Annotated in this window: 13 protein-coding genes; 2 read left to right on the top strand and 11 right to left on the bottom strand. The window is 33.8% G+C overall.

Going from position 1 to position 13,509, the window contains the following annotated elements; genetic code table 11:
• Positions 1 to 8 precede the first annotated feature (8 nt).
• From sufB to GB234_RS15295, 6 genes are all read right to left on the bottom strand, one after another.
• The gene (gene sufB, locus GB234_RS00970) at positions 9 to 1,457 is read right to left on the bottom strand and encodes a Fe-S cluster assembly protein SufB (RefSeq protein ID WP_151892639.1); all 1,449 of its coding nucleotides are present in this window, start codon (positions 1,455 to 1,457) and stop codon (positions 9 to 11) included.
• Between the two features lie 19 nt (positions 1,458 to 1,476).
• On the bottom strand, positions 1,477 to 1,806 hold the full coding sequence (locus tag GB234_RS00965; RefSeq protein WP_151892638.1) for a HesB/IscA family protein: 330 nt from the start codon (positions 1,804 to 1,806) through the stop codon (positions 1,477 to 1,479).
• A gap of 164 nt (positions 1,807 to 1,970) precedes the next feature.
• The gene (locus GB234_RS00960) at positions 1,971 to 3,038 is read right to left on the bottom strand and encodes a cytochrome-c peroxidase (RefSeq protein ID WP_151892637.1); all 1,068 of its coding nucleotides are present in this window, start codon (positions 3,036 to 3,038) and stop codon (positions 1,971 to 1,973) included.
• A gap of 14 nt (positions 3,039 to 3,052) precedes the next feature.
• A complete protein-coding gene (locus GB234_RS00955) occupies positions 3,053 to 3,805 on the bottom strand; it encodes an MbnP family protein (RefSeq protein WP_151892636.1) in 753 nt (250 codons plus the stop codon).
• 197 nt (positions 3,806 to 4,002) lie between these two features.
• Positions 4,003 to 5,382: an autotransporter outer membrane beta-barrel domain-containing protein gene (locus tag GB234_RS00950; RefSeq protein WP_151892635.1), complete on the bottom strand. Its 1,380-nt coding sequence runs from the start codon at positions 5,380 to 5,382 to the stop codon at positions 4,003 to 4,005.
• A 118-nt stretch (positions 5,383 to 5,500) separates the two neighbouring features.
• Complete coding sequence (locus tag GB234_RS15295; protein ID WP_151892634.1) at positions 5,501 to 7,417, bottom strand: choice-of-anchor B family protein; 1,917 nt, start codon at positions 7,415 to 7,417, stop codon at positions 5,501 to 5,503.
• Positions 7,418 to 7,713: 296 nt separating this feature from the next.
• Between GB234_RS15295 and thiL the strand changes: the two genes are divergently transcribed.
• Complete coding sequence (thiL, locus tag GB234_RS00940) at positions 7,714 to 8,763, top strand: thiamine-phosphate kinase (protein ID WP_151892633.1); 1,050 nt, start codon at positions 7,714 to 7,716, stop codon at positions 8,761 to 8,763.
• Here thiL and GB234_RS15025 read toward each other — a convergent pair whose 3' ends face one another.
• From GB234_RS15025 to GB234_RS00930, 3 genes are all read right to left on the bottom strand, one after another.
• Positions 8,764 to 8,970, bottom strand: a complete 207-nt coding sequence (locus GB234_RS15025; protein WP_172966823.1) for a hypothetical protein — start codon at positions 8,968 to 8,970, stop codon at positions 8,764 to 8,766. It lies immediately after the preceding gene.
• A gap of 11 nt (positions 8,971 to 8,981) precedes the next feature.
• Complete coding sequence (locus GB234_RS00935; RefSeq protein ID WP_151892632.1) at positions 8,982 to 9,230, bottom strand: DUF1660 family phage protein; 249 nt, start codon at positions 9,228 to 9,230, stop codon at positions 8,982 to 8,984.
• Between the two features lie 62 nt (positions 9,231 to 9,292).
• Positions 9,293 to 10,063 carry an alpha/beta fold hydrolase gene (locus GB234_RS00930; protein ID WP_151892631.1) on the bottom strand — a complete coding sequence of 257 codons (771 nt, stop codon included), beginning with the start codon at positions 10,061 to 10,063 and terminating at the stop codon, positions 9,293 to 9,295.
• A 41-nt stretch (positions 10,064 to 10,104) separates the two neighbouring features.
• Here GB234_RS00930 and brnQ point away from each other — a divergent pair, with 41 nt between their 5' ends.
• Entirely contained in the window at positions 10,105 to 11,379 is a 1,275-nt protein-coding gene (brnQ, locus tag GB234_RS00925; protein ID WP_151892630.1) for a branched-chain amino acid transport system II carrier protein, read from the top strand.
• On the opposite strand, the gene GB234_RS00920 is transcribed toward brnQ, so the two are convergent.
• Both GB234_RS00920 and GB234_RS00915 read right to left on the bottom strand, forming a co-directional pair.
• Positions 11,376 to 12,665, bottom strand: coding sequence for an aminopeptidase P family protein (locus GB234_RS00920; protein ID WP_151892629.1), 1,290 nt, complete (start codon positions 12,663 to 12,665; stop codon positions 11,376 to 11,378). The genes brnQ and GB234_RS00920 overlap by 4 nt on opposite strands.
• Positions 12,666 to 12,817: 152 nt before the next feature.
• Positions 12,818 to 13,444 carry a Crp/Fnr family transcriptional regulator gene (locus tag GB234_RS00915; protein WP_235906033.1) on the bottom strand — a complete coding sequence of 209 codons (627 nt, stop codon included), beginning with the start codon at positions 13,442 to 13,444 and terminating at the stop codon, positions 12,818 to 12,820.
• Positions 13,445 to 13,509: the final 65 nt, after the last annotated feature.

Raw genomic sequence — 13,509 nt, 5'->3', positions numbered from 1 at the left:
GTTTCGGATTAACCAACGGAGCCTTCAAGGCTAATTTCTAATAATTTTTGGGCTTCGACTGCAAATTCCATTGGAAGTTTGTTTAATACTTCTTTGCTAAAACCATTTACAATTAAAGCAATTGCTTTTTCTGTGTCAATACCTCTTTGGTTGCAATAAAAAATTTGATCTTCACCTATTTTGCTTGTCGTTGCTTCATGTTCAATTTGAGCACTTTTATTTTTCGCCTCAATATAAGGGAATGTATGTGCACCACAAGCATTACCCATTAAAAGAGAATCGCACTGAGAGAAATTACGTGCGTTGTCCGCATTTGCATTTATTTTTACTAAACCACGATAACTATTTTGTGATTTTCCTGCGGAAATTCCTTTTGAAATAATAGTGCTTTTAGTGTTCTTTCCTATATGAACCATTTTTGTTCCAGTATCTGCCTGCTGAAAGTTATTTGTCACAGCAATGGAGTAAAATTCACCTACACTATTGTCTCCTTTTAGAATACAACTTGGATATTTCCATGTTACGGCACTACCAGTTTCTACTTGTGTCCAAGAAATTTTTGCGTTTTTTTCGCAAATTCCTCTTTTTGTAACAAAATTAAAAACGCCACCTTTACCTTCTTTGTTTCCAGGAAACCAGTTTTGTACCGTAGAATATTTTATTTCTGCATCATCTAATGCAATTAACTCTACAACAGCAGCATGTAATTGATTTTCATCGCGGCTCGGGGCTGTACACCCCTCGAGGTAACTTACATAGCTTCCTTTGTCAGCAATTACAAGAGTTCTTTCAAACTGACCAGTTCCCGCTTGATTAATTCTAAAATAAGTTGAAAGCTCCATTGGACAACGAACGCCTTTAGGGATATAACAGAAAGAACCATCACTAAAAACAGCACTGTTTAAGGCTGCATAAAAATTGTCTCGTTGAGGAACTACTGAACCTAAGTATTTTCTAACAAGCTCAGGGTGTTCCTTGATAGCTTCTGAAATACTCATGAAGATGATACCTTTTTCTCCAAGGGTTTTCTTGAAGGTAGTTGCTACGGAAACAGAATCTACAACGATATCCATCGCTATGTTATTCATTTTTTTCTGTTCATCGACAGAGATGCCTAGCTTTTTATACATTGCTAATAACTCTGGGTCAACATCATCTAAGGTTTTGTTAGGATCTACTTTTTTAGGAGCAGAATAATAGGCGATAGATTGGAAGTCTGGCTTTTCATAATGAACATTTGCCCAATCTGGTTCTTCCATAGATTGCCAATGGCGAAAAGCTTCTAGACGCCAGTCTGTCATCCATTGAGGTTCTTCCTTTTTCATAGAAATCGCACGTACGACATCTTCATTTAAACCAATGGGGAATGTTTCAGATTCTATATCTGTGTAAAACCCGTACTCATATTCTTTAGTTTCGAGTTCTTTCTTTAAGTCATCTTCTGTATACTTACTCATAGCTTTTTTTCTGTAATTATTAAAGTGAAAAACTTTCACCACAACCACAAGTGCGGTTTGCATTTGGGTTATTAAAAACAAATCCTTTACCATTAAGGCCTCCACTATATTCTAGTGTAGTCCCTACAAGATATAGGAAGCTTTTTTTGTCAACTGCAATTCGAACATCATTTTCTTCAAAAATTTTATCGTTTTCACCAGCAACTCCATCAAAATCTAATTCATAAGATAATCCAGAACATCCGCCACTTTTTACCCCTACACGTACGTAATCTTTGGCAATGCTAAAACCGTCCTCGGTCATTAGTTGCGCAATCTTTGTTTTTGCAGTATCGCTTACTTTAATCATATATTTAGATTTAGTCTAAATTGGAGTGCAAATATACGCTAAAAACGGCATTTTTTCAAGAGGATGGGATAATTAAAAAAGATGTGTTAATAGGCATTAATTATAGCCAATTCTTAATATTTCCGAAGAACAGATATTAGCAAAATCTGGAAAATAAATTCTGTTTAATTTGGATTTTGATAGTTAGGATTATTTGCTAAGCTAGGGTCTGAGAGGCTTAGTAAAAATGCTTTTAAATCTGCTTTGTCAGCTTCAGTTAATTGAACCCCTCCTTGTGCGATACTTTTCATTAAGGGGTCTATAGTTTCAGAAAAAACGAGTCCTTCACTATAATGATTTATAACATCGTCAAGGGTTTCAAAACGGCCATCATGCATGTATGGTGCTGTGTAGGCAAGATTTCGTAAAGATGGTGATTTGAAAAGCCCAAAATGCGCTGGATCTCCTGTGATTAAGCCAAGTCCTCGATCAGTAAATTCCTCATCTAGTCCATTGTTGTGGAAATCATTATCAGACCATATTGGGTTGCTATCGCTACCGTGACAATGAAAGCAATCTCCTCTATCTTCATCCAGAAAAATGGCAAATCCATTAGCTTCAGAGGGTGTTAAGGAGGCCTCACCTCTTAAATGCTTGTCAAATTTTGAATTTCCAGAAACAATTGTTCTTATAAATTGAGCAATTGCTTTTGTTGCTAATTCCTTTGAAATGGTAGCAGTACCAAAAGCTTGTTCAAAAAGTAGCGGGTAATCAGACTGAGCCTGTAGCGTTGCTACCGCATTAGGCCAGGTATTATGCATTTCAATCTCATTTATTACAGGTTCTAGAATTTGCTCTTCTAATGAAGATGCGCTTCCGTCCCAATTAAATTTATTCCTTGTATTAAAGGCGAGATTTACGAGTGGCATTGAATTTCTAAATCCTGCAATTCCATCAATTCCTATGCTAAATTGTCTTTGGTCAGAAAAGCCTTGGTTAGGCGCGTGGCAACCTGCGCAAGCTAATGTGTTGTCTGCAGAAAGATTTTTATCAAAGAATAATTTGCGTCCTAAAGATACACCTTCAACCGTTTGAGGGTTATCCGCTGGAAAAGAGGGGTTTGGAAGCAACTGTTGGAATAATACTGGTGCTTCAAATGCTAGTGGGGTAGGGATATAGCTCTCTTGTTCGTCATCGTTACATGATGAAAAAAAAGTAAAAATTAATATAATAAGGATCCCCTTTTTAAACATTTCAGAAATTTTAATTACTCTATTGTAAACGCTGTTTGACCATTAATATTCATGTCAATTTGAGCATCATAATTACCCATTAATCCGTTGTCACGTTCATTCAAATTCCATGGATTAAACCATTCTGCAATGTTCATTTTAACATTAATAATATTATTGTCATTTGAAATAACAATATTTGAAGCTGTAAACAAAATAGAGGTATCTTCTCTAGTTACTTCTGGTGTCATTACATCTTGAGCAGCACTTATTGTATGATAAGCATATCCAACAGTTGCTCCTATGTCATTGATGTATTGACCTTCTAATTGCATGTAGTGATATCCTCCTCCCATTGGTTCTGGAACATTCCAAGAAGCATTGTTTAAGTCTGGATATGCATTTGTAGTATTATCTGCTTCAGTAAAACCAAACCTTGCTGATACGGTATATGCTCCTACAGGCAATGAAATATTTTCAATAGTTGCGCCTATTTCTTCACCAACATCAACAAAATTATACTCATCCACAACTGTAGAAACTCCAGCTTGGTTTGTAAAAGTTATATCTGTAATTAAATAACGCATTCTTGAAAAACTAATCATCTCACCATTTGCAACCGTATAGTCAACATTGTTAAAGTTTGCATTTGTAATTGATGTCCCGTTAAAATTTTGACTAAAATTTATATCAAAATTTACATTTTCAACAACTGTTTCATTGTCGTCATTTTTATCACAAGCTATTACAGCAATAGCAGCGAATAGTATTAAAGCAATTTTTTTCATAATATTTTTAGCAAATTATTTAATGATTAACGTAATTTTTAGGGCTTTGTTTTCTGAAATATTAATAAATTATCCTTCTTGTATTTAACAAAAAATCCTCATTTTTAATTTAAAATTTTTGTTAGGCTGAATTTAATGAAGTTAAATGGTTGAAAAAATTTCAGCATTAAAATCTCCAGCCTTAGCTATTAGTATCTTTAATTTGTTTGTTTTTCAACTTTAACTAATAATAAATCGTAGTTTCCTTTATTAGAGTTTAAATCTCCATCTGCACTTTCAGTGTTTCCTGTAATTATTAAATTCCCGTCTATAGTTTGTGTGATACCTCTACCAAAATCTAGATTGCTTCCCCCAATATTTTTTTGACTCAACATTTTGCCATCATTGTCAATTAGTAGTAGCCAAGCATCATTAACCCCATAATTATTAGTTAAATTTATATCATTACTTCTGCTTGAAGAAACTATTGCTATGGTGCCGTCTGAAAGAGAAACAACGTCTCTGGCTGATTCAAATTGAGTTCCTCCATAGGTTTTTGTCCAAATTATAGAACCAGATTCGCTAAATTTTACAGCCCAAACATCTGCATTACCCAACGGGTCTTCGATGTCTATATCACTGCTTCTGGTGTCACCTACTAATAAATAGTTTCCGTCTATTGTTTTAGTCATTGCATATACTAGGTCAATTTCAGAACCTCCAAAATTTTTCCTCCAGATAATATCTCCACTTTCGTTTATATTTAGAATCCAAAAGTCATATTCTCCAATATTAGAATTTATATCTACATCTTCACTGTCTGAGCTCCCCGTAATTATAAAACCGCCAGAAGGAGTCTCTATTGCATCGTAGGCAGTATCAGTAAAGGTGCCGCCGTAGTATCGACTCCACTCTCTTTCTCCTGAGCTATCTAATTTAAGAACCCAATAGTCACCACCTGCATGATTGCTATTTATACGACCGACATTCCCCTCTCCATTACTAGCACTTACGTCTAAAACTCCAAGTAATAAATAACCTCCATCTGATGTTAATATTACATTGTAAGCAAGGTCATTGCCAGCATAACCGTATGTTTTTTCCCAAATTATATTTCCTGAACTAGATATTTTAAAAACCCACATATCATTAAATCCAGCATTTGTAGAAATATCACCATCAGAACTTCTAGTAACTGCTGAAATTATATAACCACCATCATTTGTTTTTTTAATATTTGTCCCAAAATCATTATCAGATCCTCCATACGTTTTACTCCATTGAATAGAGCCTTGAGGGTCTGTTTTTACAATCCAAACATCTGTGTCATCTATTGTTTTGTCTGTAATATCACCATCAGTACTTTTTGTTGCGCCTAGAATTACAAAGCCACCATCATTAGCTTGTATAATTGCCTCCCCTTCATCTATATTGCTACCTCCTAAACTTTTTGCAAACGCAATTTCTAAATTAAACTCAATTGGAATATCTTCATTTTCTTGTATTTCTTCAGTTGGAGTTACATCTTCACTGCAAGATATACTCGCAATAAGTGAAAGAAAAAAAAGAGGCGTTATAAATCTTTTTATTAATATCATTATGTAACAGTTATGTTTTGGATTGTTAAATTTCAGAAGCATAATTACAGAAAAGTGCTAATTGCTAATCACTTGCAATTAGCACTAATATTAAATTGTAATAATTTTGTAGTACTTACTAATTTTTAATAATTTTCTTAGAAATTTGATTGTTTACTATTATGAAGTAAATACCATCAATAAATTGAGAAACATCAATTGTTTTTGTTTTTACACTTATGCTTCCTACGTTTAAAAGTTGTTTTCCTAAAATATCTACTATTTGAAGAGATGTTATAGGGGTGTTTTTTGATGATACTGTAATATGATTGCTTACGGGGTTAGGGTATAATATTAATCCACTATTTAGATCATTCTCTTCAATATTTAAAGGTGCTTCAACCGCAACTTGGAACATGCAAGTACCAATATTGCCTGAGTTATCTGTGCTTTCAAAAGTAATAAAATGATTTCCTTGTGGTAGTTGTGTCCCAGCAGCAGGATCTTGAGTAATTGATAGCCCTGTGGTGCAATTGTCATTGGCTGTTACTTCTCCGAGTGTTACATAATCTGGAAGGGTGTAAAAACTTTGTCCAGCATCAAATTCAACTTCTGCGTTTGTTGGGCAAGTTAGAATTGGAGCAAGTTCATCTATTACATTAACGGTACCTGAACAAAAATCACGATTTCCAAAATCATCATAAACCTCAAGTTCTACGGTGTTTGCTCCTAATTCAGAACAATCAAAAAATTTATCGCAAACTAAGAAATAAGTATCTCCTGCATTATCTGTTGATCCTCCGTCTAAGTCAGCAGGATTTAAAGTTGCTACACCATTTTCATCTAACGAAATGGTAGTCGTGCCACAAACTGCGGTTGGAGGTGTGTTCTCATATGTTGAAGCTTTAACCAATATGAAACCTCTATTGATATCGCTAATTACAATATTTCCACTATCAAAATAAGGATAAACACTCCACGCTCCACTAAAACTAGCGTTATCATTATTTGGGTAGGTGTCAAAAAAACCTTCTTCAACTATGCTTCCACTAGCAATGTCTGTTACATCAATTACACGTAAGCCAGCTCGATAGTTAGCCATGTAATATTTTGTTCCTCTGGTATATCCATTGTGATCAATTGCAGCAGTAGGTCCTAAATACTCAAAGCTCAATGACGGATTGTCTAAGTCTGAAAGATCAAAAATAATTGTACGTGTATTAAAACCATTGTCTATTTCGTCTATCTCATCACCTAATATAAAAAAGCTTTGGTCTTCGGTAAACCATCCTTGGTGTGTGTATGATGTATTTGGGTAGCCAACAGAAGAAATGTTAATAGGATTAGATTTGTCTGTAATATCAGCTATAATAACTTCGTTTTCATTACTCCCAATTAATATTTCTCTACCATTATAATCTGGGTCTGGACCACAATATGTGATAATTTGAGCATCATGGCTATAGCTATCCATTCCGTATCCACCTTCTGCAGTAGGGTTTTGTGGGTCTTGTATATTTATAAAAATTGGCCCACCATTAAAATTACTAGCTCCCACAGGATATGCATAGCCAGTATCTTCATTTATAACAATATTGTGTGCACTGCCAAAACCATCAAAGTGGGCGTCTTCTGTAAATGTAACAGGAGGTGATGTAACATTTCGAAGTCTTGTGAGGTCAAAAACTTGCATTCCATGACCTCCAGCCTCACTTACCACAAAGGCGTGATTACTGTAAACTTTAATATCTCTCCAAGTACTAGAAGATGTATGAGTTGGTAGTTTTCCTAAATATATAGGGTTTGTAGGATTATTAATATCTATAAATGCTGTTCCATTATCAAGTCCAACAATTGCATACTCATTTCCATTTGAAGGGTCTGTCCAACCCCATGAATCATTTCCGTCACTTGCATTCATAACGCCTAGACTAATTTCACTCTGAAGGTCGTATCCATCACAAGGATAAGGACCAGCAGTGCCACCAGAGCATGGGGTTTGTGCAGAAAGTGAAAGAGATAAGCAGACAAATGCAAAAGAGAGTAGTTTTTTCATATACATATTTTGAGATTATAGATTTTAAGTAAACATAACAATATTAGGTCATTGATGTAAATCAAATGAGTTTAATATGAGACGCGAATTTGATAATTTTATTACAGAAACACTGTTAAACTTTTTAAACATATTTTAAGTGTATAAACTTAATTTAGTAAAATTAAGTTTTAAAAGGATGCTCATAAATAAACATAATCATTTAAAACATTAATGTAAATTAATCTATATGTTGCTTTTAAGCACATCTTTAAATTGGGAAAATGTACCTTTGTAATTCTTAAATTAATGATGAAATGTTAGAAAATAAAAATACTCCAAAAACAGATATAAGTTCATTAGGAGAATTTGGTCTTATTGAACACTTGACAAAAATTTTCACCATTGAACATGCTTCGACGATAAAAAGTATTGGCGATGATGCAGCGGTCCTAGAATTAAAAGGGCAGCAAGTGGTTACAACAGATTTATTAGTTGAAGGGGTGCATTTTGACATGAGTTATATGCCTTTAAAGCATTTAGGTTACAAAGCGGTAGTTGTAAATTTAAGTGATGTTTATGCGATGAATGCAGTTCCTTCTCAAATTACGGTATCTATTGCAGTATCAAATAGGTTTCCGGTTGAAGCGCTTGAGGAATTATATGAAGGTATTAATGCTGCGGCGAAAAAATATAATGTTGATGTTGTAGGAGGGGATACTACATCTTCAACAAGTGGTTTGTTAATTAGTATAACTGCAATTGGATCAGCTAAAAAAGAGGATATCGTTTACAGAAATAATGCTAATGATAATGATTTGCTTGTTGTGAGTGGTGATTTAGGAGCTGCTTATTTGGGATTACAAATTTTAGAAAGAGAACGCCAAGTTTTTAAAGTGAATCCTAATGCACAGCCAGATTTAGAGCCTTATTCTTACTTAATTGAACGACAATTAAAACCTGAAGCGCGTAAGGATGTCCCTAAATTATTAAAAGATTTAGATGTATTACCTACTTCAATGATTGATATAAGTGATGGGCTATCGAGTGAAGTATTACATCTTTGTAAACAATCAAAATTAGGTTGTACGGTTTATGAAGATAAAATACCATTAGATCCTCAGGTAATTACAACTAGTGAAGAGTTTAATATGGACAGCACAACTATTGCAATGAATGGAGGAGAGGACTATGAGTTATTGTTTACAGTAGCAATGGAAGATTTTCCAAAAATAAAAGCAAACCCTAATTTTTCAATAATTGGTCACATGACTCAAGAGAAAGAAGGTGTGCACCTTGTTACAAGAGCCAATACTAAAATCCCTATAATAGCAAGAGGTTGGAATTCCTTAAATGAGTCTAAATAATTAAACGACGGTTGCTTGTTGTTGCTCGTTAAAATAGGCTAAAAATGTTTGATGATTCTTTTCCCAATATGGAGTTAATGATACATATTTACCATATCCATCAGTAGTAAATTGTTTTTTACAATTCATACACTCAAATTTTTTAATTTGTACGTGCGGAGTAGTAAGTGCGAAAAGTTTATGTCCTTTAATTTTACATTTAAGCATAGCGAGGGGTTTTATGCGGTTAACTGTCTTTTACTTTTTTTCTTAAAAAAAACCGAAAGTGTTTCATTTACCTCCCGTTGTTTCAAAGTCAATTCTTCAAGGTGGCCTTTGGTATTATCACAAACTTCGTTTTTGCAGTTTGTACATTTATATTCATTAATGTGATTAGTGATTTTGTTTGTAATAATATAATTATGCCCCATAATAGAACATATTAATGCAGAAATTGGCCGAGTGGGTTTATTGTTTGCTTTGGGCATTTCAATTAGCTTTAGAGCGTAAACCTAGATAAAATAACCCACATAACCGTTAAAAAACACTTTTAATCGATGAAACGCATTGCGTTTAACATTTCTTTTCTATTTGTGATCCAGCTCATATGCCCACCGTTAATAGTTTTTAAGGGTGTATTTGTAGCTTCGGAAATTTCTTCGGAAACCGAAATAGGAACTATCATATCCATTTTTCCCGTAATTATTAATTTAGACCCTCCAAAGTTTTTTAGAACAGACGTTCTATCCTTTCGGTCTCGCATTCCTTTAATATTTGCAATAATTCCTTCAGAGGGAAAATTTAAAGCTTCATTTTTGAGATTTAATATTTCCGAAGCAAACATTACGCGATTCTCTTGAGTAAAAAGATTACTAATAGCCATGCTTATTATTGCACTTTTTTGTTTTTTTATAAATTTAATAGCTCGGTCTCTGTTTTTCTTTCGATCTTCACTATCACTGTACGTTGAAGAATTAAGAAGTATTAATTTTCGTACTTTATTAGGGAATAGTTCTGTAAAGGCTAATGCTACATAGCCACCCATTGAATGACCTATAAATGAGGCTGTATTTATATTGTGATTAATTAAAATTTCAGAAATTATTATAGCCATTAATTCCATTTCATGTGTTTTTGCAACAACATCGCTTTTGCCGTGACCTGGCAAATCAACAGTAATTATCGTGTGGGTTTTTTTAAACTCTTCTACAGTGGAGTTCCAGATAGAGCTGCTTTCTAAAAATCCATGAAGTAGAATTAGCGCTGGACCAGTTCCTTGTATTTCGTAAAAAATAGAGGCGTTATTGTAGGGTAAATTCATTTAGTTATCTTGGTAGTCAATTTTAAGCAAAACTACCAAATTTGAATATCAAGAAACAAACCTTCGTTATTGCATTTGCATTGTTTTCTCTTTTTTTTGGAGCGGGAAATTTAATTTTACCGCCTTTTTTAGGATTTAACGCAGGTAAAGATTGGTTGTTAGTCACTTTGGGTTTTGCCTTATCTGCAGTTGTAATTCCCATATTAGCTATTTACGGACACGCAAGATTACAAGGAACAATCCTCAATTTTGCAAACAAGGTGTCATCTGTTTTTGCCTTAATTTATGCGGTTCTTGTATATGCAATTTCAATAAGCTTGCCTTCTCCACGAACTGCATCAGTAACTTATGAAATGGCAATCCAGCCTTATTTTGAAATTTCTTCTCTTTGGGTAAGTACTATTTATTTTGCACTTGTACTTGTTTTTGCACTCAACAGGACAAAAATTTTAAGTTTAATTGGCAAGTTTCTTACACCTTTAATTGTCCTCATTTTAATGTGTATTATTTGTATTGGTTTGTTTACAGATGTTGAGCCTATTCGAGCTAGTATTTTTGATAATTCATTCACTGATGGAATTCTTGAAGGATATCAAACTTTTGACGCCATTGGAGGAGTTGTTGTAGGGGCAGTAATCGTTGTCTCGCTTGCGTTGCAAGGTAAATTTAATTATGAAGAAAAGAAGGCAATGATTGCCAGAGCAGGGTTTATTGCAGGATTAGGGTTGTTAATTATTTATGGTGGATTAATTGCACTAGGAGCTTTATATAGTGGTACTGTTTTAATAGAAAATAGGACCCAATTACTTACGTTGTTAAGTACAAACACATTAGGTAACATTGGGACAGCATTCTTAGGGATTTTAGTAGCATTAGCTTGTTTTACAACTGCTGTTGGTATTGTTACTGGAACAGCAGATTTTGTAAAGGGACTCACTAAAAGCTCGCAAAAGGCTTATACTATTACTGCTGTTTTAGGGTGCATTATTGGAGTCGCAGTTGGTCACTATGGAGTTGCTTACATAATTGCTGCGGCTGTGCCAGCGCTTATGTTTATTTATCCTATAACTATTGTGTTGATACTACTCAATATATTGCCTAAAAAATATAGCACTCCGTTAGTTTTTAGAGTAGTAACAATTACAACATTGATTTTTAGCATTCCAGATTTCCTTCAGTTTTTTGTTCCTGAAGGAAGTCTAGATGCAGTTAGGTCATTTATTCCATTATCCAAGCAAAGTATGGGATGGGTGTTGCCTGCATTTATAGCATTTATAGCTCTAAATATATTTAAATTAATAAAAAGGGATTACTAGTTCATCAAATCCTCAATTTCATCAGCTTCAATAGGAATATCACGCATTAAGTTAAAAGGCTCGCCAGTTTTTTGAATAACCAAATCATCTTCTAAACGAATTCCAAAACCTTCATCAGGAATATAAATTCCCGGCTCTACCGTGAAAACATTTCCAGCTTGCATTGGCTCATACAATAATCCATAATCATGTGTGTCAAGACCTATGTGGTGAGATGTACCGTGCATAAAATATTTTTTATAAGCAGGCCAATCTGGATTTTCGTTTTTAACATCAGCTTTGTCGAGCAACCCAAGTCGTATTAATTCGCTAGTCATTAATTTACCAACTTCTACATGATATTCTGCCCACATAGTTCCAGGAACAAGCATTTTTGTAGCATCGTTTTTAACACGATTAACCGCATTATACACTTGTTTTTGTCTGTCTGTAAAACGACCACTTACTGGGATTGTTCGAGACATGTCGCTACTGTAATTTGCGTACTCTGCACCTACATCAAGTAAAATTAAATCACCTGCTTTACATTCTTGATTGTTTTCAATATAATGTAAAACGTTTGCATTATTTCCACTTGCAACAATAGGGGTATAAGCGAATTTTTTTGAACGGTTTTTTAAAAACTCGTGCATAAATTCGGCTTCAATATCAAATTCCCAAACACCAGGTTTTACAAAACCTAGTACGCGACGGAATCCTTTTTCGGTAATATCACAAGCGGTTTGCATTAAATCAATTTCTATTTGATCTTTTACCGACCGTAATCTCTGTAAAATAGGATTGCTTTTTGCCCAACTGTGTGCTGGAAATTTATCTTTAGTTGCTTTAATAAAACGAGCTTCACGGGTCTCTGTCGCTACATTTGCACGGTAATGCTCATTAGTATTAAAATATATAGTATCCACTTGAGTCATTACCTCGTAAAAAACTTTGTCAAACTCTTTAAGCCAGAAAACTGTTTTTACACCGCTAGTTTCAAACGCCTTGTCCTTTGTAAGTTTCTCACCTTCCCATACAGCAATATGCTCGTTTGTTTCAGTTAAAAAAAGCATTTCTCTATGCTTTGGGTTTGGAGCATCTGGAAATAAAACCAAAATGCTTTCCTCTTGATCCACGCCGCTCAAGTAAAAGATGTCACGCGATTGTTCAAAAGGCATTGTGCTATCTGCACTAACAGGATAAACGTCGTTACTATTAAAAACAGCAAGGCTTGACGGCTTCATTTTAGCCATAAAATTTTTGCGGTTTTTTATAAAAAGATTACGGTCTATAGGATGATATTTCATTGTAATGTTTTAATTTTTCATTTCCACCTAGATGAAAATGTATTGATAATCTATAAGATTTTATTAAAGTGTTCTTCGGAAAAGTAACAAGCCTAAAACTTCTTAGCATCAAAAATAATTAAAGAATTGCCTAAATAATCAGCCAAATGGCATTAAATAGAATTTTTCCTAATTCGACTCATGTGCCTTGAGGAAATACCCAAAAAAGAAGATAGATACTGGAGAGGAACTTGTTGAAGTAAAGTGGGTTCGTTTTCTAGCATTTTCAAATAACGTTCTTCAGGACTCAATATTAAAAGATTGATGCGATAATCATCAATAAGGAAAATTTGATTTTCAATTAAATTAAAGTAAAAGGTTTTAAAAACAGGATTAAACTCTAATAACTCTTGAAAATCTTTAATAGTTAAAGCCCACAATTCACAATCACTTATCGCTTTAATGTTTTTTCTAGACGGAATACTATTTTTAAAACTATTGAGTGCAGATGTTGCGCTATTTTTTAATCCTAAATAGGTGGTTTTTTCAACGCCATCAATCATAATTGTATGTTGTAGAATCCCACTTTCAATAAAACAGAAGTATTGACAAATAGAACCTGCAGCCACTAAAAAATTATTTTTTTCAAGAGTTAAAAAAGAAAACTTCTCTAAAATAAAAGATATTTTTTCGGTTGAAGTTTCCTTAGGGAGATACTTTTTTATATAAAGTTCTAAATGTTTTTTAGACGGTAACATATAGTAATTTGTTAATATTTCCGAAGTTAAAAATTGATTCATCAAAGGTGTTAAACTTCCTCGAATTATTTTGAGTTATTTTTGTGTTTAAGTACTTTTCAACTTTA

Origin of the sequence: Patiriisocius marinistellae (assembly GCF_009014635.1) — a bacterium.
Taxonomy (GTDB): Bacteria; Bacteroidota; Bacteroidia; order Flavobacteriales; family Flavobacteriaceae; genus Patiriisocius; species Patiriisocius marinistellae.
This window is presented reverse-complemented; position numbering and strand designations above follow the sequence as displayed.